23 protein-coding genes and 1 tRNA gene are annotated in these 26,215 nt (G+C 72.5%); 6 read left to right on the top strand and 18 right to left on the bottom strand.

Annotated features, from left to right (window positions below):
• Positions 1-206: 206 nt before the first annotated feature.
• Entirely contained in the window at positions 207-1,073 is an 867-nt protein-coding gene (locus tag ACFV0O_RS17770; RefSeq protein ID WP_380342371.1) for a MarR family winged helix-turn-helix transcriptional regulator, read from the bottom strand.
• Positions 1,074-1,474: 401 nt separating this feature from the next.
• On the opposite strand from ACFV0O_RS17770, the gene fabG reads away from it, so the two are divergent.
• Both fabG and ACFV0O_RS17760 read left to right on the top strand, forming a co-directional pair.
• Positions 1,475-2,242: a 3-oxoacyl-ACP reductase FabG gene (gene fabG, locus ACFV0O_RS17765; RefSeq protein WP_380342369.1), complete on the top strand. Its 768-nt coding sequence runs from the start codon at positions 1,475-1,477 to the stop codon at positions 2,240-2,242.
• Positions 2,243-2,473: 231 nt separating this feature from the next.
• A complete protein-coding gene (locus ACFV0O_RS17760; RefSeq protein WP_380342367.1) occupies positions 2,474-3,430 on the top strand; it encodes a phosphatase PAP2 family protein in 957 nt (318 codons plus the stop codon).
• Here ACFV0O_RS17760 and ACFV0O_RS17755 read toward each other — a convergent pair.
• Positions 3,381-3,599 carry an I78 family peptidase inhibitor gene (locus ACFV0O_RS17755; protein WP_360249868.1) on the bottom strand — a complete coding sequence of 73 codons (219 nt, stop codon included), beginning with the start codon at positions 3,597-3,599 and terminating at the stop codon, positions 3,381-3,383. The genes ACFV0O_RS17760 and ACFV0O_RS17755 overlap by 50 nt on opposite strands.
• Positions 3,600-3,676: 77 nt before the next feature.
• On the opposite strand from ACFV0O_RS17755, the gene ACFV0O_RS17750 reads away from it, so the two are divergent.
• On the top strand, positions 3,677-3,949 hold the full coding sequence (locus ACFV0O_RS17750; RefSeq protein ID WP_360249871.1) for a DUF6343 family protein: 273 nt from the start codon (positions 3,677-3,679) through the stop codon (positions 3,947-3,949).
• Between the two features lie 68 nt (positions 3,950-4,017).
• Here the strand turns inward: ACFV0O_RS17750 and ACFV0O_RS17745 are convergent, their stop codons facing one another.
• The 15 genes from ACFV0O_RS17745 to ACFV0O_RS17675 form a co-directional block, all read right to left on the bottom strand.
• Entirely contained in the window at positions 4,018-5,418 is a 1,401-nt protein-coding gene (locus ACFV0O_RS17745) for an aspartate aminotransferase family protein (protein ID WP_380342364.1), read from the bottom strand.
• Positions 5,408-7,318: a 1-deoxy-D-xylulose-5-phosphate synthase gene (dxs, locus tag ACFV0O_RS17740; RefSeq protein ID WP_380342362.1), complete on the bottom strand. Its 1,911-nt coding sequence runs from the start codon at positions 7,316-7,318 to the stop codon at positions 5,408-5,410. The genes ACFV0O_RS17745 and dxs overlap by 11 nt, the downstream gene beginning before the upstream one ends.
• Positions 7,319-7,431: 113 nt before the next feature.
• Positions 7,432-8,460 (bottom strand): adenosyl-hopene transferase HpnH, encoded by a 1,029-nt coding sequence (gene hpnH, locus ACFV0O_RS17735; RefSeq protein WP_380342359.1) that lies wholly within the window; start codon positions 8,458-8,460, stop codon positions 7,432-7,434.
• A 2-nt stretch (positions 8,461-8,462) separates the two neighbouring features.
• Complete coding sequence (locus ACFV0O_RS17730) at positions 8,463-9,143, bottom strand: 1-hydroxy-2-methyl-2-butenyl 4-diphosphate reductase (RefSeq protein WP_360249880.1); 681 nt, start codon at positions 9,141-9,143, stop codon at positions 8,463-8,465.
• Entirely contained in the window at positions 9,140-11,227 is a 2,088-nt protein-coding gene (gene shc / locus ACFV0O_RS17725; protein ID WP_380342356.1) for a squalene--hopene cyclase, read from the bottom strand. The genes ACFV0O_RS17730 and shc overlap by 4 nt, the downstream gene beginning before the upstream one ends.
• A 7-nt stretch (positions 11,228-11,234) precedes the next feature.
• The gene (locus ACFV0O_RS17720; protein ID WP_380342354.1) at positions 11,235-12,323 is read right to left on the bottom strand and encodes a polyprenyl synthetase family protein; all 1,089 of its coding nucleotides are present in this window, start codon (positions 12,321-12,323) and stop codon (positions 11,235-11,237) included.
• 194 nt (positions 12,324-12,517) lie between these two features.
• Positions 12,518-13,951: a hydroxysqualene dehydroxylase HpnE gene (gene hpnE, locus ACFV0O_RS17715; protein WP_380342352.1), complete on the bottom strand. Its 1,434-nt coding sequence runs from the start codon at positions 13,949-13,951 to the stop codon at positions 12,518-12,520.
• A gap of 127 nt (positions 13,952-14,078) precedes the next feature.
• Positions 14,079-14,936, bottom strand: a complete 858-nt coding sequence (gene hpnD / locus ACFV0O_RS17710) for a presqualene diphosphate synthase HpnD (RefSeq protein WP_380342421.1) — start codon at positions 14,934-14,936, stop codon at positions 14,079-14,081.
• Positions 14,937-14,977: 41 nt separating this feature from the next.
• Entirely contained in the window at positions 14,978-15,925 is a 948-nt protein-coding gene (gene hpnC, locus ACFV0O_RS17705) for a squalene synthase HpnC (RefSeq protein WP_380342349.1), read from the bottom strand.
• A 318-nt stretch (positions 15,926-16,243) separates the two neighbouring features.
• Positions 16,244-17,053, bottom strand: coding sequence for an ABC transporter ATP-binding protein (locus ACFV0O_RS17700; RefSeq protein WP_380342346.1), 810 nt, complete (start codon positions 17,051-17,053; stop codon positions 16,244-16,246).
• Positions 17,046-17,987, bottom strand: a complete 942-nt coding sequence (locus ACFV0O_RS17695; protein ID WP_380342343.1) for an ABC transporter permease — start codon at positions 17,985-17,987, stop codon at positions 17,046-17,048. Before ACFV0O_RS17695 ends, ACFV0O_RS17700 begins: the two co-directional genes overlap by 8 nt.
• Positions 17,988-18,127: 140 nt before the next feature.
• A complete protein-coding gene (locus tag ACFV0O_RS17690) occupies positions 18,128-18,973 on the bottom strand; it encodes a glycosyltransferase (RefSeq protein WP_360250638.1) in 846 nt (281 codons plus the stop codon).
• Positions 18,974-19,023: 50 nt separating this feature from the next.
• Entirely contained in the window at positions 19,024-19,761 is a 738-nt protein-coding gene (locus ACFV0O_RS17685; protein WP_380342418.1) for a CDP-alcohol phosphatidyltransferase family protein, read from the bottom strand.
• A gap of 91 nt (positions 19,762-19,852) precedes the next feature.
• Complete coding sequence (locus ACFV0O_RS17680; protein ID WP_360249895.1) at positions 19,853-20,914, bottom strand: iron-containing alcohol dehydrogenase family protein; 1,062 nt, start codon at positions 20,912-20,914, stop codon at positions 19,853-19,855.
• Positions 20,902-21,657: a phosphocholine cytidylyltransferase family protein gene (locus ACFV0O_RS17675; RefSeq protein ID WP_360249898.1), complete on the bottom strand. Its 756-nt coding sequence runs from the start codon at positions 21,655-21,657 to the stop codon at positions 20,902-20,904. Before ACFV0O_RS17675 ends, ACFV0O_RS17680 begins: the two co-directional genes overlap by 13 nt.
• 563 nt (positions 21,658-22,220) lie before the next feature.
• Here ACFV0O_RS17675 and idi point away from each other — a divergent pair.
• Positions 22,221-22,868 carry an isopentenyl-diphosphate Delta-isomerase gene (gene idi, locus ACFV0O_RS17670; RefSeq protein ID WP_360249901.1) on the top strand — a complete coding sequence of 216 codons (648 nt, stop codon included), beginning with the start codon at positions 22,221-22,223 and terminating at the stop codon, positions 22,866-22,868.
• 127 nt (positions 22,869-22,995) lie between these two features.
• On the opposite strand, the gene ACFV0O_RS17665 is transcribed toward idi, so the two are convergent.
• On the bottom strand, positions 22,996-23,589 hold the full coding sequence (locus ACFV0O_RS17665) for an ATP-binding protein (RefSeq protein ID WP_380342338.1): 594 nt from the start codon (positions 23,587-23,589) through the stop codon (positions 22,996-22,998).
• A gap of 378 nt (positions 23,590-23,967) precedes the next feature.
• On the opposite strand from ACFV0O_RS17665, the gene ACFV0O_RS17660 reads away from it, so the two are divergent.
• Both ACFV0O_RS17660 and ACFV0O_RS17655 read left to right on the top strand, forming a co-directional pair.
• A tRNA-Leu gene (locus ACFV0O_RS17660) sits at positions 23,968-24,052 on the top strand.
• A gap of 343 nt (positions 24,053-24,395) precedes the next feature.
• Positions 24,396-26,054 carry an APC family permease gene (locus ACFV0O_RS17655; RefSeq protein WP_380342336.1) on the top strand — a complete coding sequence of 553 codons (1,659 nt, stop codon included), beginning with the start codon at positions 24,396-24,398 and terminating at the stop codon, positions 26,052-26,054.
• Positions 26,055-26,215: the final 161 nt, after the last annotated feature.

Below are 26,215 nucleotides of genomic sequence, written 5' to 3'. Positions count from 1 at the left end.
TCTTTCAAAGGGCGGGGGGGGGGGGGCCGCGCGCGGCCCCCGGCCCACCCCGCGGGCCCGGGGGGCCCCCCCCGCCCGCAATTCACCACGCCCCCCCCCCCCGGGGGGGGGGGGGCGCTCTTCGTCATGCGCGATTCACGACGCCACGGGGCACGGGCCCTCGGTACGTTGGCGAATCGTTTTGGCTGCTGTTACCAATGCTTGGTCTAGAGCCTGGCCGCCTTGCCGATGAGCACGAGTGCAGCCTCGTGCTCACCGTCCTCCAACGGAGCCAGCAGCAGTCGCTGGACCTCGGCCACGCCGGCGGCCGAGCGGTGCAGCAGGTCCTGTCCCGCCGGTGAGAGCGAGAGCAGGTTGCGCCGCCCGTCCGAGGGGTCGCGCCGACGCTGCACCAGCCCGCGGCGCACCAGCCGGCTCACCATCTCGGCCATGGTGGCCTTGTCCAGCGAGGCCAGCTCGCCGACCGTGCGCTGGTCGGCACCCGGCTCCAGCTCCAGCGCGTCCAGCACCGCGTACTGCGGGGCCGTCAGCTCGGCACCGACGTGCTCCGACCAGAGCTTGGTGTGCACCTGCTGGCTGACCCTGATCAGGTAGCCGATCGCCCGCTGGGCGTCCAGTATCGGCCGCGCGTCGGTGAAGACGGCGACCGCCGCGGGCTCCAGCCTGGCTATCTTGGCCATCACCCGGACGATCTCGACCTGCTCGTCCGCCGAGAGCGGCTCGAACAGGACGCGCTGCACGCGGACCACACCACCGGTGGCCTCACGCACCGCCTGGGCGCCGCTCTGCGAGAGAGCGAGCAGCTTGCGCCGACCGTCGGCCGGGTCGCGCCGGCGCAGCACCAGGCCGCGGCGGACCAGCCGCGCGACCATCTCGGCCATCGTGGCCTTGTCCAACGAGGCCCGCTCGCCGACCGTGCGCTGGTCCGCGCCCGGTTCGAGGGCCAGGACCAGCAGCACGGCGAACTGCGGAGCCGTGAGATCGGCTCCGACGTGCTCGGACCACAGCCGGGTGTGAACCTGCTGTGCAACGCGAATCAGGTGACCGGGCGACTGCTGCAGTCGCGCGGACACGCGGGTTGTCGGGATCTCCCCCAGCACCATGTATCCGTCCCGATGTCACACCCGGTGTGTGTGGGACACCCGGGTGGGGCAGTAACGGCGAGTGGGCGTCCAGCTATGAGGGAGGGCGCTCCAGCCGTGCAGCCGGTGGCTGCTGGCGGACACTATACAAACGGCGGGCCCTTGCTGGCAGGCAGGGGCGGATAGTAGACGCAGGTTCGGCAACATTGGCATATTTACGCGCTGCGACACCCTTGCAGTAACCCGTTCTGAGCAGAAAGCCGACCGGTCGGTCCTTACCGACCGTCACCTGCGCCTCTCCGCTCTGGTCGCCCTCCCTACTCGCCGGTAGGGTGTGGCCACCCTCTCCGGGGGCTCCCGGAGGCACTCCCCCGAGAGAGACGAGAGCGAGCATGACCGAGCAGAGCACCGCCCCCCGGGTCGCCGTCGTCACCGGCGCCGCCCGCGGCCTGGGTGCCGCCACCGCCGTCCGGCTGGCCGCCGACGGCTTCGCGGTCGCCGTCCTGGACCTGGACGAGACGGCCGGCAAGGACACCGTCGACCGGATCACCGCCGCGGGCGGCAGGGCCCTGGCCGTCGGCGCGGACGTCTCGGACGCCGAGCAGGTCCAGGCCGCCGTCGACCGGGTGGTCGCCGAACTCGGCACCCCGGTCGTCCTGGTCAACAACGCGGGCGTACTCCGCGACAACCTGCTCTTCAAGATGTCCGAGTCCGACTGGGACACGGTCATGAACGTTCACCTCCGCGGCGCCTTCCTGATGACCCGCGCGGTGCAGAAGCACATGGTCGACGCCGGTTTCGGCCGTATCGTCAACCTGTCCTCCTCCTCGGCCCAGGGCAACCGCGGTCAGGCCAACTACTCGGCCGCCAAGGCCGGCCTGCAGGGCTTCACCAAGACTTTGGCCATCGAGCTGGGCAAGTTCGGCATCACGGCCAACGCGGTCGCCCCCGGCTTCATCGCCACGGACATGACGGCGGCCACCGCGGCCCGGGTCGGCATGGACTTCGAAGACTTCAAGCGGGCCGCGGCCTCTCAGATCCCGGTCCAGCGGGTCGGCCTGCCTGAGGACGTCGCCCACACCATCTCGTTCCTGGCGAGCGAGGGCGCCGGCTTCGTCTCCGGACAGGTGATCTACGTCGCAGGCGGCCCCCTCGACTGAGCACCGAACCTACACAGGGTTACCACGGAGTGGGAAGCCGGGCGGACCGGCCTCCCACTCCGCTTTCTTTACCGGCGCTTTTGCAGAATCATTCGAAGACCACACTGGCATTCGATCCCGAAATAGCGGAAATCACTCCCCGAGGCACCCCACGCGGACCCGATTGTCGATTTCCCGGGAAAATGACAATTACCCCCGGAATGACCCTCCCCGGATGGGTAAGGTCACCCCGTGCAATCCAGAAGTACCCCCGCCCCCATTCCGCGGCAGGGCACAGGGCGGGAGTCGCGGCCGGGGACGGAACGCCGCACCGCCACCACCGGCCCGGGACGCTCCGCGGCCCCCGGCAACGCCCCCGGCCCGATCGGCCCCGGCCACCGCCGACCCGACACCCGTCACCCCGCCGACCGCTCCGCCGGCCACGACCACCGCGACCCGGGCTGGCCGCCGATGGGCCGACGCCAGGCCGCTCTCCTCGCCGCCACCCTCGTCGTCTACCTGCTGGTGGTGGCCGGGGTCCTGCTCAACACCGCCCTGGTCGACCTCGACTGGTCGGTGCGGCTGCTGCGCCCGTACGAACGGTGGCCCCGGCTGGAGCCGCTGCTCGACACCTGGGTGGTCGCCGGGCAGCGCGGTCCCTCGGCGATCGCCGCCTTCGCCTGGCTCGCCTGGCGCGCCCGCCGCCTCGGCCGGCTGCGTCCGCTGCTGGTCATGGCTGTCGCGCTGCTCCTGCTCAACGTCACGGTCGGCGCGGTCAAGATCGTCACTGGGCGGCTCGGTCCGCACTACGCCCAGTACGTCGGCTCCCCCGAGCTCTTCGCCGGGGGCACCATCTTCCCGTCCGGCCACACCGCCAACGCGGTCGTCACCTGGGGGGTGCTGGCCTACCTGGCGGTCCGCTGGCGCCGCACCGGCGCGGTGATCGCCGCCGCCACCGCCTGCTCGATCGGCCTGACCACGGTCTACCTGGGCACCCACTGGGTCACCGACGTGCTGGCGGGCTGGGCCGCCGGACTGCTCGTCCTGCTCTCCCTGCCCCTGCTGGAACCCCTGGTCGCCGCCGCCGAGCACCGGCTGCACCGCCGTTTCGGCCGCCGACCCCCGCCGTACTGGGCCCCACCGGCCCGGGCAGCGGACGCTACCCCTCCCAGCTCCGCTCGACCACGCCGTCCCGCACCGCGAGGTTGAGCCGCCCCTGCCGGTACTCCATGGTCATCAGCTCCCCCGGTTCCAGCACCCGGACCGCGGCCCAGCCGTGCCGCCGGGCCAGCTCCCGGGCCCGCTCGACCCGCAGCCCCGCGTAGCCCTCGGCATCCGCCCCCGCGGCACCCGACCCCACCGCGTCCGACCCCGACATCGTGCCTCCCCCGGCCAGTCCCCTCGGACGTACGCTGGAATCGTAGCCCGACCCACGCGGTCCGGAGGTGAACAGCCGTGCGTACCACCACCCCGCGCCGCTGGCGCAGCGGCACCGAGCCGGCGACCGCCCGCAGCGACCTCAAGCTCCGCTACCTGCTGTCGCTCACCTTCACGCCGCTGTTCATCCTGGCCACGGTGGGCTTCGCCCTCTGGGCGGCCGCCTCGCCGGTCGACGGCGCCCCCAGCCGGGGCACGCTGACCGGCTTCGCCATCGCCTGCGGCCTGCTCTCCCTGTTCGCCGTCGTCGATCTCGTGGTGGTCATCCGGCGCCGCCGGACCGAGCTCTGACGCGGTGTCTCCCACGGAGTGGGAAGTCGGCCCGTCCCACTTCCCACTCCGCGCGTCCGCCCGGGGCCTCAGCGGTTGCCGACCGCCTGTTTCACCAGCGTCCGCCCGAAGTCCCACATCAGTCCGCTGCCCCGGTGGGCCTCGTCCATGATGTCGGTGAAGGCGTCCATGAACCGGTCCACGTCCCGATCGGTGATGATCAGCGGCGGAATCAGTTTGATCACTTCCAGGTGGTCCCCGGACACCTGGGTCAGGATCCGGTGCCGCTGCAGCAGCGGCACCACGACCATCTGCGCGAACAACCCCTTGCGCGCCGCCTGCAGGGCGGTCCACCCGGTGCGCAGCTTGAGCGACCGGGGCCGGCCGAACTCGATGCCGATCATCAGCCCGCGGCCGCGCACCTCGGCGAGCAGCTCGTACCGGTCGACCAGCGCGGTCAGCCGCTCGCGGAAGCGGTCCCCGACCGCGCGGGCGTTCTCCACCACCTTCTCGTCCCGCATCACCTCCAGGGTCGCCAGCCCGGCCGCCATGGCCTGGGCGTTGGACCCGAAGCTGGCCGAGTGCACCAGCACCCGGTCCATCGAGGAGTACACCTTCTCGAAGATCCAGCCCTTGCCGAGCGTCGCCCCGACCGGCACGTACCCGCCGGAGAGCGCCTTGGCCACGCAGACCAGGTCGGGCAGCACGCCGTCCTCGTGCTGGTAGGCGAAGAACTCGCCGGTGCGGCCGATCCCGGTCTGCACCTCGTCGCAGATCAGCAGCGCCCGGTGCTCGTGCAACAGCGCCTGGGCGGCGCGCAGCCAGCCGGGCGGCGGTGCCTGGACGCCCTTGCCCTGGATGGGTTCGACGATCAGGCCCGCGACGTCGCCGCGCTTCAGCTCCTTCGCCAGCGCGCCGATGTCGCCGAGCGGGATGGCGGTGTCGGGGAGCAGCGGGTCGAAGCCTTTGCGGAAGCCGCTCTCCCCGTTGACGGAGAGCGAGCCGGTGGTCAGGCCGTGGAAGGCGTGGTCGGCGTAGAGGATCCGCCGGCGTCCGGTGGCGTACCGGGCGAACTTCAGCGCGGTCTCGACCGCTTCCGTCCCGCTGTTGCCGAAGAACACCCGGTCCAGTCCGGGTGCGTGCGACAGCAGCCGCTCCGCGAGCAGTCCGGGCAGCGGCGAGCAGTCGAAGCGGACCAGGTCCGGCAGGTCCAGGTCCATCACCTGCTGGATCGCCGAGCGCACCACCGGGTGGTGGCGGCCGAGGGCGAAGATGCCGAAGCCGGCCAGCATGTCGAGGTACTCGTTGCCCTCGGCGTCGTAGAAGTACTGGCCCTTGGCGCGCTCGTAGTACTTGTCGAAGCCGATGGTGTGGAGCATCCGGGACAACTGCGGGTTGAGGTAGCGGCTGTTCAACTCGTAGCGCTCACGGCCGCGTTCGGCGATGAGGGCGGCGAGGTCGAAGGCGGGACGGTCGGGGTCAGCCGGCATGGCGCGGGTTCGCTCCTCGGGTCGGCAGCAGGTTCTTGGCGAAGACGGCGGCCTGCGCGGCGACCCCGGTCCCGGTCAGCCCGGCCTCCTCCAGGATCTCCCCGCGCGACGCGTGCCCGAGGAACTCCTGGGGCAGGCCGAGCACCCGAACCGGTACGTCCACGTCGGCGTCGCGCAGCGCCTGGGCGATCGCCGAACCAACCCCGCCGCTACGGCCGTTGTCCTCGACGGTGACCACCAGCCGGTGCGCGGCGGCCAGTTCGGCCAGTGCCGGGTCGACCGGCTTGACCCAGCGCGGGTCGACCACGGTCGCGGTGAAGCCCTCGGCGAGCAGCAGTCGCGCGGCGTCCAGGCAGGCCGGGGCGGTGGTGCCGACGGCGACCAGCAGGATCTCGGCGGGCCGTCCGGTGCGCAGCAGCACGTCCACGCCGCCGATCCGCTCGACGGCCGGCACGGCGGGGCCGACGTTGCCCTTCGGGAAGCGCACGACCGTCGGCGCGTCCTCGACCTCGACGGCCTCGCGCAGCTGGGCCCGCAGCTGGTCGGCGTCGCGCGGCGCGGCGAGCCGCAGACCCGGGACGACCTGCAGGATCGACATGTCCCACATGCCGTTGTGCGAGGCGCCGTCCGGTCCGGTGACGCCGGAGCGGTCGAGCACGAAGGTGACGCCCAGCCGGTGCAGGGCGACGTCCATCAGGACCTGGTCGAAGGCCCGGTTCAGGAAGGTCGCGTACACCGCGACCACCGGGTGCAGCCCGCCGGTCGCCAGCCCCGCGGCGCTGGTGACGGCGTGCTGTTCGGCGATCCCGACGTCGAAGGTCCGCGCCGGGTAGGCCTTGGCGAACGGCGCCAGGCCCACCGGCTGCAGCATGGCCGCGGTGATCGCCACCAGGTCGGGCCGCTCCGTCCCGAGCGCGAGCAGTTCCTCGCCGAACACCGAGGTCCAGGAGACGCCGCCGCTCGGCGAGATGGGCAGGCAGGTGTACGGGTCGATCGGGTTGACGGCGTGGAAGCGGTCGGCCTCGTCCTGCTCGGCGGGCCGGTAGCCGCGTCCCTTGACGGTCAGGCAGTGCACGATGACCGGCCCGCCGAAGTTCCGGGCCTGGCGCAGCGCCTGCTCGACCGCCCCCAGGTCGTGGCCGTCGATCGGCCCGAGGTACTTGAGGCCGAGGTCCTCGAACATGCCCTGCGGGGCGAAGGCGTCCTTGAACCCCTTCTTGGCGCCGTGCAGCGCGTCGAAGATCGGCTGGCCTACCAGCGGGGTGCGTTGCAGCGCCCCCTTGCCGAGGGCGAGGAAGCGCTCGTAGCCCTGGGTGGTGCGCAGGGTGGCGAGGTGGTGGGCGAGGCCGCCGACGGTCCTGGCATAGGAGCGCTCGTTGTCGTTGACGACGATGACGAGCGGCCGGTCCCGGGCTTCGGCGATGTTGTTGAGCGCCTCCCAGGCGAGGCCGCCGGTGAGCGCGCCGTCGCCGATCACCGCGACGGTGTGCCGGTCGTGCTGGCCGAGCAGCCGGGCGGCCTTGGCCAGGCCGTCGGCGTAGGAGAGCGCGGTGGAGGCGTGCGAGTTCTCGACCAGGTCGTGCTCGGACTCGGCCCGCGAGGGGTAGCCGGAGAGCCCGCCCCGCATCCGCAGCCGGGCGAAGTCCTGGCGGCCGGTGAGCAGCTTGTGGACGTAGCTCTGGTGGCCGGTGTCGAAGACGATCCGGTCGTACGGCGAGTCGAAGACCCGGTGCAGCGCGATGGTGAGCTCCACCACGCCGAGGTTGGGCCCGAGGTGTCCGCCGGTGCGGGTGACGGCGTCGATCAGGAAGTCGCGGATCTCGTCCGCGAGCAGCGGGAGTTCGGCCGCCGGGAGCTTGCGCAGCTCGGCCGGCGAGGTGACGCGGGAGAGCAGTGACATGGGTACACCTCGCGACTGGAAGCGGTGCGGTGATGCCTCCGCCCGACTGGGGCGGGAGCCGGCCCGGGCGCGGGGCCCGGGCCGGGGTGCCGACCTGGCGGTCAACTCCCGTCTCAGCGGCTATGGTTGCCGCTGACGGTCTCGGTGATGGCGCGCAGCGACTGCTGCAGCGAGCCCATGGTCGCGAGGACGGCCGTCGGCTCGTAGCCGCAGTGGGCCATGCAGTTTTCGCAGCGCGGGTCCCTGCCGCGGCCGTACTTGCTCCAGTCGGTCTTCTCGACCAGCTCGCGGTAGGTCGGGACGTATCCGTCGGCCATCAGGTAGCAGGGCCGCTGCCAGCCGAACAACGAGTAGTTGGGGATGCCCCAGGGGGTGCACTCGAAGTCGGCCTTGCCCTCCAGGAAGTCCAGGAAGAGCGGGCTGTGGTTGAGGCGCCAGCGCCTGCGGTTGCCGCCGGCGAAGGCCTTGCGGAAGAGCTCCCTGGTCTGTTCGACGCCGAGGAAGTGCTCCTGGTCGGGGGCCTTCTCGTAGGCGTAGGCGGGCGAGATCATCATCTCGTCCACCTTCAGCTCGTCGTTGAGGTAGTCGAGCACGTCGATGACGGTCTGCGGGGTGTCGGTGTTGAAGAAGGTGCTGTTGGTGGTGACCCGGAAGCCGCGCCGCTTGGCCTCCTTGATCGCGGCCACCGCCTCGTCGAAGGTGCCCTCCTTGGCCACCGACTCGTCGTGCCGCTCGCGGAGGCCGTCGATGTGCACGGCGAAGGAGAAGTACGGCGAGGGCGTGAACTTGTCCATCTTCTTGCGCAGCAGCAGCGCGTTGGTGCAGAGGAAGACGTACTTGCGGCGTTCGACCAGCTGGCGGACGATCTCGTCGATCTGCGGGTGCATCAGCGGCTCGCCGCCGGCGATCGAGACCATCGGGGCACCCGACTCCAGGACCGCGCCGACCGCCTGGGCGACGGGCATCCGCTGCTTGAGGACGCCGGCCGGGTGCTGGATCTTGCCGCAGCCCTCGCAGGCGAGGTTGCAGGCGAACAGCGGTTCCAGCTCCACGATCAGCGGGAACTTGTCGCGTCGCTTGAGCAGCTTCTGCTGCATGAGGTAGGTGCCGACCCGCACGGTCTGGCGCAACGGCATGGCCATGGCTAGCTCGCCTCCTGGGGGAGCGTCGAGGATGTCGGGTGGATCAGCTCTGGGGGGCGGGGCGCGAGCGCCTGCCGGGACCAGTCGACGAGGGCGGGCACCGTCGCCCGCAGGGTCCGCCAGGCCCGCACCCCGGCCGGGAGGGTGCCGGGCCGCAGCAGCTCGTGCTCGGGGGTGTCGACCACCACGCGCAGGACGGCCGCGGGCAGCGCGGGCCGCACCTCGCGCAGCGCGGCCAGCACGGCGGCGGCCTCCATGTCGACGGCGAGCGCGCCCTGCAGGTGCAGGGCCCGCCGTTCGATGCCGCGCACCACGTGGTCGGCGGTGTGGTGCACCCCGGTGTGGACGGTCAGGCCGCGTTCCTTCAGCGCCCGGGTGAGCTCCGGCCCGGAGCCGACCGGGTAGAGGTGGCCCTCGGCGTCCCGCACGCCATCGGCCGCGACCACGTCGCCGGGCAGCACGCCCGGGCCGAGCGCGGCGCCGAAGCCGACCACCACGACCGCGCCGTAGGCGCCGGGGGCGGAGCCGAGGAGCCGGCGGACGGTGATCCCGGCGCGCCGTCGGCCGACCCCGGTGCGCACCAGCACCGGGGGTCCGCCGGCCGCTCCGCGCCAGTCGCCGCCGCGCAGGGCCCAGACCTCGGGACCCAGCGCGCAGAGCACCAGCAGGGGGGCGGTGGTCACCGCACCGCCCCGATCGCCGGGCTGCCGCCGGCCCGGCCCCCGCCGGTCGCCGGGCTGCCGTGGACGTAGCGGCCGAGCGCGGTGACCGGGAAGACCAGCCGGTACAGGTGGTAGTTGATGGAGAAGTCCCACGGGAAGCCGGTGCCGGTGAACTGCGGCTCGTCCCAGGTGCCCTCGGGCAGCTGGGTGCGCACCAGCCAGTCCGCGCCGCGCTCCACCGCCGGGGTGGCCCGGCCGTCCGGTCCCTCACCGGCCGCGAGCAGCGCCATCAGCGCCCACGCGGTCTGCGAGGCGGTGGAGTCACCGCGCCCGGCCCAGCGCGCCGGGTCGTCGTAGGAGCGCATGTCCTCGCCCCAGCCGCCGTCGGCGTTCTGCCGGTCCTCCAGCCAGCGCACCGCCCGGCGGATCGCCGGGTGCTCGTCCGGGACGCCCGCCGCGACCAGGGCGGGCAGCACCGAGCCGGTGCCGTAGATGTAGTTGGTGCCCCAGCGGCCGAACCAGGAGCCGTCGGCCTCCTGGTTGCGCAGCAGCCACTCGATGCCGCGCCGGGTCCGGGGGTCGCGGGCGCGGCCGGTCTCCGCGAGCATCTCCACCACGTGGGCGGTGACGTCGGCGGACGGTGGGTCGACCACCTCGCCGAAGTCGCAGAACGGCAGCTTGTTGGGCAGCGTGCTGGTGTTGTCGACGTCGAAGGCACCCCAGGCGCCGTTCTTGGACTGCATGCCGAGGTTCCACAGCACGCCCCGGTCGACCGCCGCGTCGACCTTGGCCTGGTCGGGGTGGGCCACCCGGCGCAGCGCCAGGACCACTTCGGCGGTGTCGTCGATGTCGGGGTAGGTGTCGTTCTCGAACTCGAAGGCCCAGCCGCCGGCGGGGAGCCCGGGGCGCTGGACGGACCAGTCACCGCGCTTGCGGATCTCCTCGCCGAGCATCCAGTCGACGGCGGAGACCAGCGCCGGGTGGTCGGCCGGCACCCCGGCGTCGGCCAGCGCGACGGTGGCCAGGCAGGTGTCCCAGACCGGGGACTGGCAGGCCTCCATCCAGCGCTTGCCGTCCTCGGTGTGCACGGTGAAGCGGTCGAAGGAGGAGAGCCCGGCCTGCATCACCGGGTGCTCCAGTTCGTAGCCCTCCAGGTGCAGGGCGATCAGCGAGTACACGGCGGGCGGCTGGATCCCGCCCCAGCAGCCGTCGGCCTCCTGCCGTTCGACGATCCAGCGGCAGGCCTGGGAGACGGCGAGTCGGCGCAGCGGGCGGAACGCCCGGTGGTGGTAGGCGTGCAGTGCCTTGTCGAGGCGTTCGAACAGGCCGTCCCAGGTGGTGGCGGGCGCGAGCGGCCGTTCGGGGTAGGGGTCGGCCGGGTCGGTGTGCAGTTCGGTGAGCGGGAAGGGCGCCGGGCGGACGGGCCGGTGGGCCGAGACGACGGTCAGCGGGACGATGGTCTGGCGGGCCCAGCAGCCGAAGGCGTAGATGTTCAGCGGCAGCCACCTGGGCAGGAAGATGATCTCGGGTGGCATCTCCGGCAGGCGTTCCCAGGGCCACCAGCCGAACAGCGCGAGCCAGATCCGGGTGAACACCCGGGCGGCCGCGATGCCGCCGGCGGAGCGGACGTACCGGGCGGCGGTGAGCATGTGCGGGGCGTTCGGGTCGTCACCGGCCAGTCTGAGGGCGACGTACGCCTCGACGGTGGTGGACAGTTCGGGCGGTCCGCCGTGGAAGGTGCCCCAGGTGCCGTCCTCGCGTTGCTGGGAGCGGATCCACTCGGCGGTGGCGTTCGTCTGCTCCTCGGTCCGGATCCCGAGGAACTGCCGGAGCAGTAAATCCTCGGCGTCCATGGTGACGTTGGTTTCCAGGTCGCCCTTCCACCAGCCTTCGGAGGACTGCAGCGAGAGCAGGTGGGTGGTGGCGCGGGCCAGGGCCTCCCGCGGGTCGGCCGGCGGGAGGTCCGCCTGATCGGCCGGCCGCGGCTGGTCGGCGTCCTCGGGCTGCCACCGCCCCGGACCCAGCAGGGCCGGGGGGCGGTCGCCCACCGCGACCGGCTCGGAATCGTACTCAGGGTCGAGCCGGCCGTCCGCGGTTGCTGTCAACGTAACGTCACCTCTCTCGTACCACCACGAATTCGGCGAGTGCGACGAAGTGCTCGCGCACCTCGTCGGACATGGGCACCTCGTCCAGGGCGGCGAGGGCAGTCGTGTGCTGGCGGCGGGCCTCCTCCTGGGTCCATGCGCGACCGCCGGCCTGCTCGATCAGCGCGGCCCGGGCGGCGAGCTCGGGCTCGCTCTCCTCCCCGCGTCCCCGCGGGTCGGCCAGTTCCTCGGCGAGCCGGCGCGAGGCCGGTCCGCCCTCGGCCAGCGCGGCGGCGACCGGCAGGGACTTCTTGCGCTGGCGCAGGTCGCCCCAGTGCGGCTTCCCGGTGACTTCGGTGGCGCCCCAGATGCCGAGCAGGTCGTCCACCGCCTGGAAGGCCAGTCCCAGGTGGTGGCCGTAGCGCTGGAGGGAGTCGGAGACCTTGTCGTCGGCCCCGGCCAGGACCGCGCCGATCGCCGAGGCGGCGGCCAGCAGGGCCGCCGTCTTCCCGCCCTCCATCTCCAGGCACTCCGCGACGGTCACGCTGTCGCGCTGTTCGAAGGCGACGTCCATGGCCTGGCCGTCGATCAGTCGGCGGGTCGCCGTGGTGAGCAGCCGGACGGCGCGCGCGGCGTCGGTGGGACCGGCCCCGCCGGTCACCGCGGCGTCGAGCAGCACCTCCGTGCCGAGCGTCGCCAGGGCGTCGCCGACCAGGATCGCCTGGGCCGGGCCGAAGACCGTCCAGGCGGTGGCCCGGTGCCGCCGGGTCTCGTCACCGTCCATCAGATCATCATGGAGCAGGGAGAAGTTGTGCACCAGTTCAACGGCCACCCCGCCGGGCACCCCCACCTCGGCGGCCGCACCGGCGGCCTGGGCGGACAGCAGCGCCAGCGCGGGGCGCACGGCCTTGCCGCCGTCGCCCGTGACCGCGGTGCCGTCGCGGTCGATCCAGCCGAAGTGGTAGGCCGCGACGGTGTCCATCGGTGCGGCCAAACGGGCGACGGCGGCCCGTAGCGGCGGGGTGCAGAGCGTACGGCTGCGGGCGAGCAGCTCCGGCACCGAGACCGGTTCGGCGTGCGCCGTGCCTCCGACGGCGAAGCCGGTGCGTGACTCCACGTGCGTTCCCTCTCCCTCGTGGTGCCGGACCGCTCGGGGCGGCCGGGTGCCGTCGGTGCGGCTGGTGTCGATTCGGGTGGTGCCGGTGCGGGGGACGTCGGTGCGTCCGGTCCGGCCGGTCCCGCTGATTCCGCCGACGCGCTCGACGGTACGCCCGTCGGCTCTGGCGGGCTCTCCGGCGGCGGGGCCCGCCGTCACCTGGGCCACCTCCCGTCGCCGCGGTCGGCCGGCACCCGGGTGCCGGCCGCGGCGAGCGCGGCGTCGGCCGCGGCGTGGCCGCTGCGCACGGCGCCCTCCATGGTCGCGGGCCAGCCGGTGGCCGTCCACGCGCCGGCCAGCAGCAGGCCGGGGACCCGGGTGCGGGCCGACGGGCGCAGCGCCCCGCCGCCCGGGGCCGGGTCGAAGGTCGCGGTGCGCTCGCGCGTGACGAAGAAGTCGAGCACCTCGGCCCCGGCCGCGGCCGGCAGCAGTCGTTCCAGCTCGGGCAGGTAGCGGCGGCGCAGTTCGGCGACCGGCAGGTCGATCTCGTCCTGCGCGGCGGACTGCGAGAGGGCCAGGTACTGGGCGCCCGGGTGGGCCCGGCCGAGTTCGGTCGCGGCCAGGCCGGAGTGCGCGGTGCGGTCGAAGACCCACTGGACCGGTGAGCCGAGGGCGGCGAAGAACGGCCGGCGCAGCAGCTTGCGGTCGTAGATCACGTGCACGTTGAGGATCGGCGCGGTGCCGAACTCCGCCAGGCGCTCCTGCCCCGGGATCGCGTCCGGCGGCAGCAGGGCGGCCGCGGTGTCCTGGGCGCCGGCCAGGACGACGGTGTCGGCGGTGAGCAGTTCCCCGCGCTCCAGGAGGACGGCGTGCTGCGGCGCGGCCGGCTTGAGTTCCGCCACCCGGGCGCGCAGCAGGACCGTCACACCCGCGTGCTCCAGCTCGGCGAGCGCCCGGTCGTGGTGGATCGCGCCCAGCGGGGCGGCGGCGATGCCGATGTCGGCGGCGCCCGGGTCGGAGAGCAGGCCGGTCTGGAACACCTTCGCCGCGAGCGCCATCGACACCTGGTCGGCCCGGGCGTTCAGGGTGGCGACGCCGACCAGGTCCCACAGGGCGGCCTGGGTGGCGGCGTTCTGCCCGTTGCGGCGCAGCCACTCGCCGAAGGAGATCCGGTCCAGCGCCGGGTCGGCGAGGTCCAGGCCCTTCAGGGCGAGCGCGCCGCGGACCACCCGGGCGCGGTCCGCCGGGGACAGGTGCGGGTAGCGGGCGAGGCTGGCGGCCAGGTGCAGCGGGACGGGCAGGCCGGCCCGCCGCAGCCGCCCGAGGGTGCGCACGGGTGCGTCCTCGGGCCCGGTGACGGAGAGCACCGGGACGTCGAGGCGCTCCTGCAGGTGGACCAGGCGGGTGGCGCCGAGGCGCTCCAGCAGGCCGCGGTAGGCCGTGCAGCAGCGGAGGTAGACGTGCTGGCCGTTGTCGACGGTCAGCTCGCCGCGCCGGAAGGAGAACGCCAGGCCGCCGAGCCGGGGACGGCCCTCGACGAGGGTGACCCGGTGGCCCGCCTCGGCCAGGCGCAGCGCCGCGGTGATGCCGGCCAGGCCGCCGCCGACCACGACGGAAGCCGGGCGCGCGGCATCGGCTCGCCCGGTCATCGGCCCTCCCCCTCGCAGTCGCTGGACCGCCGGGAGGCGGTCACTGAAGCCGGTACGCGTTCGGTCGACACGGAACTACCCGCACGTGATTCCCCGCTGACACAGCGTGACAGAACTGTCGCGAGAATCAAGAACGCCCCCCGGCGAGCCCGGAAAGCGCCACGTACGCCTTCTCCCAGCCCGGCAGGGAGACCCGGCCGCGCAGCACCGACTCGGGGTCGGCGGCGATCCGGCCGAGCAGCCGGTGGTAGATCCCGGCCATCGCGGCCGTGCAGGCGCGGCTGCGGCGGTCGAGCATCGGCAGCAGCCGCAGGCCCTCCTCGAAGGCGGCCTGGGCGCGGGCGGCCTCGAAGGCCACCAGGCCGGTGAAGTCCGCGCCGACCGGCGGCTTGGGCAGGGCGAAGCCCTGCTCGCAGCCGAACCGGACCAGGTCCTCGGTGGGCAGGTAGGTGCGGCCGTTCAGGGCGTCCTCGCGCAGGTCGCGCAGGATGTTGGTGAGCTGCAGGGCCAGGCCCAGGGTGTCCGCGTACTGCGCCCCGCGCTCGGGGTCGTCGCAGCCGTAGACGCCCAGCGAGAGCCGGCCGATGGCGCCGGCCACGCAGCGGCAGTAGACCTTCAGTTCCTCGTACGTCTGGTACTCGGCGCCCTTGAGGTCCATCTCGACGCCGTCGATGAGCTCGTCGAAGCCGCCGAGCGGGATCGGGAAGCGCCGGGCCGTGTCGGCCAGGGCGACCTTGATCGGGTCGGTGTCGTCCTCGGAGACCGCCCCGGAGCGGACCTCGTCCACCAGTTCCCGGGTGCGCAGCAGTGCCTCGGCCTTGCGGTCGGCCGGGAGGTCGCCGTCGCCGATGTCGTCCACCCGGCGGGCCAGGGCGTACAGGGCCGACATGGCCAGCCGCTTGGGTTCGGGCAGCAACCGGATGCCGTAGCTGAAGTTGCGCGCCTGCAGCCCGGTGACTGCCTCGCAGTACCGGTACGCCGCCATGACCTGGGCCGACGCCAGTGGTGATGCCGCCACGCGGGCGTTCACCTTCCCTTCGCGAAGATGGCCGCCGCCTTCGCTGCGAGGCGGCGCTTGTCCGGCTTCGCCTGCCGGGCGAGCACGTCGTACCCGGCGTCCTCGACGGCAGCCAGGGCCGCGTACCCGCCGGCGGTGAATCCCGCCAGGAGCAGTCGAAGCCTCCCCCGAACCGTACCTACCAATGGTGCGCCGTGATCGAGCAGGGTGCGGGCCCGTTCCGCTTCGAAGGCGATCAGCTCCCGGACCGCGCCGTCGGCGGAGGGGGCGGCGAGGTCGTTTTCGGTGACGCCGAAGCGCTCCAGGTCCTCGGTGGGGAGGTAGATCCGGCCGCGGCGCAGGTCCTCGGCGACGTCCTGCAGGTGTTCGACCACCTGGAGGCCGCTGCAGATCGCGTCGGAGAGTTCGGTCCGCTCGGGGGTGGAGACGCCCGCGATGGCCAGGACGAGGCGGCCGACCGGGTCCGCGGAGAGGGTGCAGTAGCCGATCAGGTCGTCGTAGGTGGCGTAGCGGGCGGTGGTCTGGTCCACCCGGTTGGCCTCGATCAGACGGCGGAACGGTTCGGGGGTCAGGCCGCGCCGGTCGACCAGCGGGACCAAGGCCCGCATCAGCGGGTGGCGGGGGCGGTCGGCGCCGGCGGGGTGCAGTGCGGTCTCGAAGACCCGGTCCAGGTCGTGCTCCAGCCCGTCGAGCAGGGCGAGCCGGAAGGCGGTCTCCTGCGGGGTCGGCGGGCCGGACTGCTCCGAAGGGGTGGCCGGGGGCGCCTGCTCGACGCCGAGCAGGCGGGCGGTGGCGGCCGGGTCGGCCAGGTCGCCGTCGCCCGCGTCGTCGACGAGGCGGGCGAAGCCGTACACCGCCATCAGGTCGTCGCGCCAGGCCGCGGGCAGGAAGAACGGGGCGACCGGGAAGTTCTCGGCCCCCGCCTTCTCCAGGGTCTGACCCGCGGAACGGTTCACCGGCGTATCACTGGGCTGGGCCGAAGCCGACACTGCTGTCACTCCCCCGTTCTACACCGCTGGGTACCACCGGTCCGACTCGGACACGCGTCCGAGCGCGGGCGTCACGTCCGGCACACCGCCCCCGCGTCCACCAGCCTGACACCGCGGGCCGCGCCGGAGAAGGGCGCCCCGCCTGCCGGGCCGGGCCGCTCACCCCCGCGGCGGCGGCCACCCGGGGTAACGGCCGGGCACGCCGAAGGGCCGGTCCCGGAGGTTCCGGAACCGGCCCTGGTGGCGGGGTGACTCACGCGGCCGTCCGTGGGGCGGCCCACGGTGCTACGGGCGCTCGCCGCGCTCGTAGCGGCCGACGACCTCGTCGGTCGGGCCGTCCATGACCAGCTCGCCGGCCTCGATCCAGATCGTCCGCTCGCAGACCTCGCGGACCGAGTTGTTGTCGTGGCTGACCAGGAAGACCGTACCGGCGGAGCCGCGCAGCTCCTCGATGCGCTTCTTGCTGCGCTGCTGGAAGGCCTGGTCGCCGGTGGCCAGGGCCTCGTCGATCAGCAGCACGTCGTGGGTCTTGGCGGCGGCGATCGAGAAGCGCAGGCGGGCGCCCATGCCGGAGGAGTAGGTGCGCATCGGCAGGGAGATGAAGTCGCCCTTGTCGTTGATGCCGGAGAAGTCGACGATCTCCTGGTAGCGCGCCCTCACGTCGGCCGGGGACATCCCCATCGCGAGGCAGCCCAGGACGACGTTCCGCTCGCCGCTGAGCTCGTTCATCAGGGCCGCGTTGACGCCCAGCAGCGAGGGCTGGCCGTTGGTGTAGATGCCGCCCTTCTCGGTCGGCAGCAGGCCCGCGATGGCGGCCAGCATGGTCGACTTGCCGGAGCCGTTGGAGCCGATCAGGCCGATCGCCTCGCCCTTGTACGCGGTGAAGCTGATGCCCTTGACCGCGTGCACCTCGCGCACGCCGGCCCCGCGCTTGCGGCTGAGGATGCGGCTCATCGCCGAGGTGGCGCTGCCCTTGCCGGAACCGGCGCCGTGCACCCGGTAGACGATGTGCACGTCGTCGACGACGACGGTGGGTTCGCGGGCCACGTCCGCGTCCCGGACGCTGTCGCTCTTGCTCAGGTCGGTGTCAGCCACGGCCGTACTCCTCCTCGGCCTTCCAGAAGAAGACGTATCCGATGACGAACATCCCGACGCCCCAGGCGAGGCCGTACGTCCACTGGTGCGGCGGCAGGGACTGGTGGGGGTTCTGGTGCGGGTTGTAGATGATCGGCGCGAAGGCGTGCCGCAGCAGGTCCATGTAGACCGAGGCCGGGTTGATGGCGCAGATCACCTGGATGTAGTGCGGCCACTTGTGGACCCGGTCCTGGATGCTGAACATCACGCCGGACAGGAACATCCACGCGCGCATCACGAACGGGATCAGTTGGGAGATGTCACTGGTCTTGGCGCCGATCCGGGCCATGATCAGCGAGATGCCGGTGTTGAACATCGTCTGCAGGATCAGCGCCGGGACGATCAGCAGCCAGGTCTTGCCCGGGGCGATGCCGCTGGCCAGGACGGTCACGACCAGCACGACCATCGAGATCAGCAGCTGCTGGAGCTGGATCACGGTGAAGGCGATCGGCAGGCTGGCACGGGGGAAGTGCAGCGCCCGGATCAGGCCGAGGTTGTCGGAGATCGCCCGGGTGCCGGACTGCACCGCGTTCTGGGTGAACTGGAAGACGAAGACGCCGATGCAGAGCCAGGCGATGTAGGTGTTCGGCGGGAAGCCGTCCTTGCTCGACAGGATCACGCCGAAGACGAGGTAGAAGACCGCGCAGTTGAGCAGCGGGGTCACGACCTGCCACAGCTGGCCGAGCTTGGCGTCGGTGTACTGGGCCACCAGTCGGGCGGTGGCGAAGGCCCAGATGAAGTGGCGCCGGGCCCAGAGCTGCTTGGTGTAGGCGAACAGACCCGGCCGGGCGCCGCTCACCGACAAGCCGTACTTGTCCGCGAGCTGCTTGGGGGTAAGGCTCGCGTCCACCCCCCTGGGGGTCGAGAGGCTGACGGGTTCACTCACTGTCGACACATTCGTCCTTCACGCGGGATCGGTCGGGGCGGCCGGTCGGCGGGGTCCGCCGGCCTTTGCGCCGATGGGGATCCACTGGGATCTCGGGGGAGCCGGCCGGTGTGTGGTCACCGGCCGCGGCGATCGATCATTCGATCAGATCAGATGATCGGTGGTCGGCCCAGCCTGGTCAGTCGCCAAACGGTACGCCATCGCATGGGCCGTCGCGGACCGCAGGGTTCGCGCCAGCCCGCCCGGAATCCGCCCCACCAGGCCTTCAGCGCCTCGGGGGAGGGGCGACGGGCCAGGGTGAGCAGAAGCCAGGTTCCCAGATAGAGAGGCACCAACAGGGCCGGAAGGTTCCGCCGCGCAAGCCAGACCCGGTTACGGGCCACGTTGTGGAAGTAGGTCGCGTGCCGGGCGGGGGAGGTCGTCGGGTGGTGCAGCACCACGTCGGCCCGGTAGTCGATGGCCCAGCCGGCGTCCGCCGCGCGCCACGCGAGGTCGGTCTCCTCGTGGGCGTAGAAGAACTCGGCGGGCAGCTGGCCGGCCCCCTCGAACACCTTGCAGCGCACGGCGCTCGCACCGCCCAGGAAGGTGGTCACCCGGGACGAGCGCAGCGGGTCGCTGGCGCGCAGCCGGGGGACGTGCCGGCGCTGGGTGACGCCGGTGTCCGGGTCGGCGATCCGGAACGAGACGATGCCCAGCTCCGGGTCGGCGGCGAAGGCCTCGCGCAGCAGGCGGGCGGAGTCGGTGCGCGGCAGGTGGCCGTCGTCGTCCAGGAAGAGGACGGCGTCCACCTCCTCGCCGTCCCGGCCGAACAGCTCGATGCCGACGTTGCGGCCGCCCGGGATGCCGAGGTTCTCCGGCAGCTCGACGCTGCGCACGCCCTCCGGCAGCGGGGGCAGCGGGGCGCCGTTGGCGACCACGGCCAGCTCGACCGTCGGGCCCTCCTGGGCGCGGACGGACTCGATCAGGGCGTTGAGCTCGGCGGGCCGGTTGCCCATGGTGATGATCACGGCGCCGAGGCGGACGTTCTCCGCACTGGTCACGGCGGTCACCGCAGCCTGCTCGACAGGACGATGCTCAGCAGGTGCAGCACGGTCTGCAGCATGGCGATCGCCGCCAGGACGACCACCGCGAGCCGGGTGAAGAACAGCCCGCCGTGCACGGCGTCGGCGACCCCGGCCGCGAGGATGAACAGCGAGGCCTCGACCGCGCCGACCAGGCGGTGGAACTTCAGCAGCGAGGCCGCCCGGCGGGCCTTGGCGACGGTGGCCGAACGCGGCACCGAGGCGCTGTCCTCGACGGCCGTCAGGCCGCTGCGGGCCCGGGCCACGTCCACCAGGTCCGTCTCGGACTTGATCAGGATCGCGCCGAGCGCGGCCAGCGTGCCGAGGAAGGCCCACTCCCAGTGCGAGCCGCCGCCCTCGCGGTGCAGCAGGTCGGTGGCGCGCAGACCGAGGCCGGTCAGCAGGGCCGCCTCGGACATGTAGTGGCCGACCCGGTCCAGGTAGACGCCGGTGAGCGAGGTCTGCCGGCGCCAGCGGGCCACCTCGCCGTCCACGCAGTCCAGCAGCAGGTAGACCTGGATCAGCAGGGCACCCAGGACCGCGCCCACGATGCCCGGCACGATCAGCGCGGCGCCCGCCAGGACGCCGGTGAACATCATCAGGTAGGTCAGGCCGTTGGGCGTGATCGCCGTCACGGTGGAGAGCACGCGGGTGATCCGCAGCGAGATCTTCCGCATGTACAGGCGCCCGGCCCAGTGCTCGGCGCTGCGGCGCTGGAGCATGCCCTCCGGGTGGATCACCGCGCGCAGCTCCTCGATCGAGGGCCGGCGGGTCAGGTCCACCGGGGGCCGTTCGGCGCCCGCGGTGGAGGGGTCAGCTGTTGACGGCTTGGACATAGTCGGCGTACGCGTCCCTGATTGCGGAAGGGGAGAGGTCGAGGTGTTCGAGGATGGTGAAGCGCCCCGGGCGGGTGTTCGGGGCGTAGTTCACCGCTTCGGTGAACTCCGCCTCGGTGAAGCCGATCTGAGCCGCGGTCACCGGCAGCCCGTGGCTCGCCAGGCGCTCCACGATCAGACCGGACAGCTCGCGCTCGCCCCGCAGGAAGCTGGCGAACGCGGCACCGAGGCCGACCTGTTCGCCGTGCTGGGCGGACCGCTTGGGATACAGCACGTCCAGGGCATGCGAGATCTCGTGGCAGGCGCCCGACGAAGGCCGGGTGCTGCCCGCGATGTTCATCGCGATGCCGGACAGTACCAGGGCTTCCGCGAGGGCTGTCAGGAGGTCCTGATCCTGAGTGTTTCCTGGGTGCCGCAGCAGGTTCTCACCGGCCGAGCGGGCCATCGCGACGGCCAGTCCGTCCACCGGCTCACCGGTGACCGCGTGCGACAACTCCCAGTCCGCGCAGGCCGAGATGTTGGAGACGACGTCGCCGATTCCGGCCGCCACGAAGCGCGGCGGGGCCTGCCGGATCACGTCCAGGTCGACGATGATGCCGATCGGGCTGGGCACCCCGTAGGAGCCCCGCCCGGCGTCGTTGTCGAGGGTGGAGACCGGCGAGCAGATGCCGTCGTGGGCCAGGTTGGTGGCGACCGCGACCAGCGGCAGGCCGACCCGGGCCGCGGCGTACTTGGCGGCGTCGATGATCTTGCCGCCGCCGAGGCCCACGATCGCGTCGTAGTGCCCGCCGCGCATCGCCTCGGCCAGGCGCACCGCGCTGTCCAGGCTGCCGTCGTCGACGTTGTACCAGTCGGCGCCGGGCAGGGCCGGCTCCAGGCGCCGGCGCATGGCCGCGCCGGATCCGTTGCTGATCGCCACCGCGATCCGGCCCGAGGCCGACAGGCGCTGGTCCGCGAGGATCCCGCCGAGCGCGTCCAGCGCACCCGGTCGGATCTCCACGAACAGCGGCGACGGGACCAGCCGGGTCAGTACTGGCACGCGATCTCCCGTGCCTTCGCCAGGTCGTCGTGGTTGTCGACCTCGACCCAGGAGACCTCGCCGATCGGCTGGACGTCGATCCGCAGGCCGCGGTCGACCATCTCCTGGTAGCCGTCCTCGTAGTACAGCTGGGGGTCGCGCTCGTAGGTGGTGCGCAGCGCGTCGGTCAGGTCGGCGGCGGCGGCGGGGTTGATCACCGTGACGCCGATGTACTCGCCGCTCGCCTCGGAGGGGTCCATCAGCTTGGTGATGCGGCGCATGCCGGCGGCCGGGTCGACGACGACCTTCATCTCCTCGTCGGCGAGCTTCTTCACCGTGTCGAGGGCGAGCAGGATGCCCGGGGCGGTGCCGGCGTCGATCAGGCGCTGGTTGCCCTCCAGCATGGTGCGCTGGACCGAGGCGGGGTGGACGGTGTCGCCGTTGGCCAGCAGCAGGCCCTCACCGAACAGCTCGCGGGCGCACCAGAGCGAGTACGCGTTGTTCCACTCCTCGGCCTTGTCGTTCTCGACCAGGTGGAGCTTGACGCCGTACTTGCCCTCCAGGGCGTCCTTGCGGTCGTACACCGCCTCCTTGCGGTAGCCGACGACGATCGCGGCCTCGCGCAGTCCGACCTCGGCGAAGTTGCCGAGGGTGAGGTCCAGGACGGTCCGCTCCCCGTCGACCGGCACCAGCGCCTTCGGCAGGGTGTCGGTGTACGGGCGCAGCCGGCGGCCGGCGCCGGCTGCCAGAACGAGGCCGATCATGCGGGGTCTCCTGATCCGTCGTGCTGTGCGCGCGGGCCGTGCCGAAGGGCGGCGGCGCTGCTTCGCCGGACCAGTGTGCGACCGGACCGGGCAGCGGCGCGCCGGTGCCGGCACGGATCCGGGCACCGTGTCGTATGTGATGGTAGGCGACTCGGACGACCGGCCCGAACGCGCCCGGAGACGGAACGGTGACGGAGCGGTGACCGGGGGCCGACGCCCGGGTGCGGGAGGCGGTTCCGGACGGGCGGTTCCGGGCCGGGGCGGGGCATGGCCTGGCGGGGTGAGGCGGGACGGACCCGTCGAACGGCCGCCGAACGCACGTCGAACGGTTCTGCGACGATCGTGACCCTTATGGGGGCTTCCCGGATCCTTCTCTGCCCGGATTCCGACTCCTCCGAGTCATGATCCGCCCGGTTGTGCGTGGGACCCCTACCCGGCGCCACCCATACGGCAGACTGGATGCCGACGCCGGCGCCGGTGCCCCCGCTGCGTCCGCCGCGCGCCACCCGGTGCGCCGGACGCACCCGATGCTCCCGTTGCTCCCGCCCCCGGAAAGAGGCCCCATGCCCCAGAGTCTGCCGACCGACCCGACGCACTTCACCGCCGAGATCGACACCGGTCTCGATGTGGAGGCCGATGTGTCGGTCGCCCCTCCGGGCGACTCGGCCGCCGGCACCGAGATCCTGCTGGAGCTGGTCGACGACGAGGGCGTCACCATCGGCACCGCCGAGAAGCACTGGGCCCACCAGCAGCCGGGCCGGCTGCACCGCGCCTTCTCGGTGTTCCTCTTCGACCGCCAGGGCCGCATGCTGCTCCAGCGCCGGGCCCTCGGCAAGTACCACTCCCCCGGCGTCTGGTCGAACACCTGCTGCGGCCACCCCTACCCGGACGAGCCGCCCTTCGTCGCCGCCGCCCGGCGCACCGCGGAGGAACTGGGCGTCGCCCCGGCACTGCTCTGCGAGGCCGGCACCGTCCGCTACGACCTGCCGGACGAGGCCTCCGGGCTGATCGAGCGGGAGTGGAACCACCTCTTCGTGGGACTGGTCACCGCCCCGGTCGAGCCGAACCCCGACGAGGTGGACGACTTCGCCTTCGTGACCGCGCAGGAGCTGCGGGAGCTGCGGGCCGAGCGGCCGTTCTCGGTCTGGTTCGAGACGGTCTTCGAGGCCGCGCTGCCGGGGATCCGGGAGATCGCCGGGCGGGACTGGTAGGCGCTTCCGGTGCCGGGCCGAAAGGGCGGTCGCCGGTGCAGGGCCGGCGGCCGGGGCCGGACCGGTCTCGGCGTGCCGTGCGGGGCCGGTCGCCGGTCCCCTCGCGCCGGCCGCCGCGGCGGACCGGTCAGCGGTCGGGCTCCGGGGGGACGGGCAGCGAGGCCCAGATGACCTTGCCGCCCTCCCCGGTCCGCTCGACGTCGCACACCCCGCCGGCCTGCAGCGTGACGCTCTTCACCAGCAGCAGGCCGCGCCCGCCGGTGCGCGCGGTGTCGTTCTCCAGCGCCTTCGGCCGGTACGGATCGCCGTCCTCGACCGAGACCCGCACCCAGCCCCCGCGCACCGACAGCTCGGTGACCACCTCGGGCGACAGCTCGGCCGCGTGCGTCACCGCGTTGCTCACCAGCTCCGAGACGATCAGCAGCAGGTCGTCCACCAGCTCCTGGTAGCGCACCCCGGCCATGCCCTGGGCCAGCAGGCGGTCGCGCACCGCGTGCCGGGTGAGCGGCACCGAGGCCTCGGCGGCGGGTACCGGGAAGCGCCACACTCCCTCGGCGGGGCCGTCCGCCGGACCGGCCGCCGGGCCGCCGGGCGCCGCGACGGCACCGCCCCCGTCGTCCCCCGGCCTGCCGCGTCTCGGTTCGGCCTCCGCCGTCCCGCTGATCTGCTCCACGTCCAGCCGCCCTTCGTCCGCGACCCGGGAATCAGGCGATCCGCTCATGGCGCCCTCGGTCCACAGAGGCTAGGAGAGCCGTCGCGACGGCTGTGGCACCGTCGACAACTTGCCCGTGTCGGACCGATTCCGGCCGGAACCGATCGCGGCTGGTAGCGGAGTCGACCGGTTCCTTCGCGGTCGTCATCGGTTCGGACGGGGTTCGAGCGCGTTCGCCAGCCGTACCAACCTGTGCGGCGGCCTCCCCGGCGGCCCGGGCGGGCTCCCACCCCCGTCCGCACCGCGGGCCGCACCGCGGGCCGGGCACCGGGGTGCGGGCAGCGGGGTGCGGGCCCGAGGAACCGCAGGTGAGAAGCACTCCAGAACCCTGGTAATGTTCTCTCTGTCGCCGAGGGGGCGAGAGAAAAACCCCGAAGCACACACCCTGTCCGGGTGGCGGAATGGCAGACGCGCTAGCTTGAGGTGCTAGTGCCCTTTATCGGGCGTGGGGGTTCAAGTCCCCCCTCGGACACAGCCGAATTCCCCGTGGGATCCGAAAGGAACCCACGGGGAATTTCTTTTTCCCCGGACGCCCCCGGGACGCTCTCCGAGCACCTCCCCGGCCTGCTTCCCCCGATTGATCTCCGCCGGCCCCCGGCCACCACCGCCGTGATGGCGTGGCGCCGGTCTCTCCACGGGGGTCCGCCGGTCCGGAAACCGGACACGAGATGGCAACGATCGAACGGTTTGAGCTTCCTCTGAGGTATTCGCCCGTTTTTGGACCATAAGCTGCTGTGCGTTTGTCCGGAATACCGACTCAAAACCGCAAAAACACCGACACCACCCGATGAGCCCCGAGCGAAAGGACCGATACGTTGAGTGAGACCGAATCCTCGACGGCATCACACCAGAACTACCGCCGATCGCTCGGCACGATCAGCCTGACCGCGGTCGGGCTGGGGTCGATCATCGGATCCGGGTGGTTGTTCGGTGCCGAGCGCGCCGCCAAGCTCGCCGGGCCGGCCTCGATCCTCGCCTGGGTGATCGGCGCCGCGGTGGCCCTGACCATCGCCCTCACCTACAGCGAGCTGGGCTCGATGTTCCCCAAGGCCGGCGGCATGGTCCGGTACGGCCAGTACTCGCACGGCTCGCTGGCCGGCTACCTGGCCGCCTGGGCCAACTGGATCGCCATCGTCTCGGTCATCCCGGGCGAGGCCACCGCCTCCGTCCAGTACATGAGCTCCTGGCACTTCGGCTGGGCGAAGGGGCTCTACAACGGCCAGGAGCTCACCCTCAGCGGTGTGGCGCTCGCCAGCGTGCTGCTGCTCGTCTACTTCGCCCTCAACTGGTTCGCGATCACCCTGTTCGCCAAGACCAACACGGCGATCACCGTCTTCAAGGTCATCGTGCCGACGCTGACCGCCGGCGCGCTGCTCCTCGCGCACTTCGACTCCGCGCACTTCACCGACCACGGCGGCTTCGCGCCGAACGGCTGGAGCGCGGTCTTCACCGCCGTCGCGGTCTCCGGCATCGTCTGGGCCTTCAACGGCTTCCAGTCGCCGCTCAACCTGGCCGGCGAGGCCAAGGACCCCGGCAAGTCACTCCCGAAGGCCGTCATCGGCTCGATCCTGATCGCCCTGGTGATCTACGTCGCGCTGCAGATCGCCTTCCTCGGTGCCATCCCGGCCGCCGATCTGTCCAACGGCTGGAGCAGCCTCTCCTACACCTCGCCGCTGGCCGACCTGGCCATCGCCTGGGGCATCAACTGGCTGGCCATCCTGCTCTACGCGGACGCCTTCGTCTCGCCGTCCGGCACCGGCATGATCTACGCCGCCACCACCTCGCGCATGATCCACGGCGTGCAGGAGAACGGCCACCTGCCGAAGATCTTCGGCAAGGTCGACGCCAAGACCGGCATCCCGCGCCCGGCGCTGGTGCTCAACCTGGTGGTCGCCTTCCTCTTCCTCGCGGTCTTCCGCGGCTGGGGCTCGCTGGCCGAGATCGTCTCGGTGGCCACCGTGATCTCGTACATCACCGGCCCGGTCGCCGTCATGGCACTGCGCCGCCTCGCCCCCGACCTGCCCCGGCCGGTCCGGCTGCGCGCCATGCCCGTCATCGCCCCGGTCGCGATGGTCTTCGGCTCGCTGGTGCTGTACTGGGCCCGCTGGCCGCTCACCGGCAAGGTCATCCTGCTGATGGCCGCCGGTCTGCCGATCTGGGCCTGGTACGAGCTGCGCAAGCCGTTCGCCGAGCTCAAGCCGCACCTCATGGCGGGCGCCTGGATGGTCGCCTACCTGTTCGTGATGGCGGGCGTGTCCTGGGCCGGCAGCAGCGACTTCGGCGGACACGGGTACCTGCCGGAGGGCTGGGACCTGCTGATCGTGGCCGCGATCGGTCTCGCGTTCTACTACTGGGGCGTCGCCAGCGCCTGGGCCAACCCCTCGCTGGCCGCCGTCCGGCAGGAGATGGCGGACGCGGAGCACGCCGGGGACGCTCCGGCGCCGGCCACGGCGGACGAGCTCTCGCGGGTCTGATCCCGCGCTCACGGCGCCGCGCCGACGGCGAGGTGTCGCAGGCCGAAGGGCCGGTCGGATGTTCCGACCGGGCCGTGGGGGGTGGGGCGGGGGGTGGTGGTGCGGGGGGTGGTCGCGCCCTGGGTGGTCGTGGGGGTGACCGTGGTGCTGGTGGTGGTGGT

The organism is Kitasatospora sp. NPDC059577, from assembly GCF_042735475.1.
Classification (GTDB): Bacteria; Actinomycetota; Actinomycetes; order Streptomycetales; family Streptomycetaceae; genus Kitasatospora.
This window is presented reverse-complemented; position numbering and strand designations above follow the sequence as displayed.

Excerpts from the sequence above, each read along its gene's own strand:
- dxs (WP_380342362.1), bottom strand. The coding sequence starts at position 7,318 with ATGTCACTGCTCTCCCGCGTCACCTCGCCGGCCGAGCTGCGCAAGCTC.
- ACFV0O_RS17690 (WP_360250638.1), bottom strand. The coding sequence starts at position 18,973 with ATGGGCAACCGGCCCGCCGAGCTCAACGCCCTGATCGAGTCCGTCCGC.
- ACFV0O_RS17665 (WP_380342338.1), bottom strand. The coding sequence starts at position 23,589 with ATGAGCGGATCGCCTGATTCCCGGGTCGCGGACGAAGGGCGGCTGGAC.
- hpnD (WP_380342421.1), bottom strand. The coding sequence starts at position 14,936 with ATGGCGGCGTACCGGTACTGCGAGGCAGTCACCGGGCTGCAGGCGCGC.
- ACFV0O_RS17675 (WP_360249898.1), bottom strand. The coding sequence starts at position 21,657 with ATGATCGGCCTCGTTCTGGCAGCCGGCGCCGGCCGCCGGCTGCGCCCG.
- idi (WP_360249901.1), top strand. The coding sequence starts at position 22,221 with ATGCCCCAGAGTCTGCCGACCGACCCGACGCACTTCACCGCCGAGATC.
- hpnE (WP_380342352.1), bottom strand. The coding sequence starts at position 13,951 with ATGACCGGGCGAGCCGATGCCGCGCGCCCGGCTTCCGTCGTGGTCGGC.
- ACFV0O_RS17685 (WP_380342418.1), bottom strand. The coding sequence starts at position 19,761 with ATGCTCCAGCGCCGCAGCGCCGAGCACTGGGCCGGGCGCCTGTACATG.
- ACFV0O_RS17755 (WP_360249868.1), bottom strand. The coding sequence starts at position 3,599 with ATGTCGGGGTCGGACGCGGTGGGGTCGGGTGCCGCGGGGGCGGATGCC.
- hpnH (WP_380342359.1), bottom strand. The coding sequence starts at position 8,460 with ATGGCCATGCCGTTGCGCCAGACCGTGCGGGTCGGCACCTACCTCATG.
- fabG (WP_380342369.1), top strand. The coding sequence starts at position 1,475 with ATGACCGAGCAGAGCACCGCCCCCCGGGTCGCCGTCGTCACCGGCGCC.
- ACFV0O_RS17745 (WP_380342364.1), bottom strand. The coding sequence starts at position 5,418 with ATGCCGGCTGACCCCGACCGTCCCGCCTTCGACCTCGCCGCCCTCATC.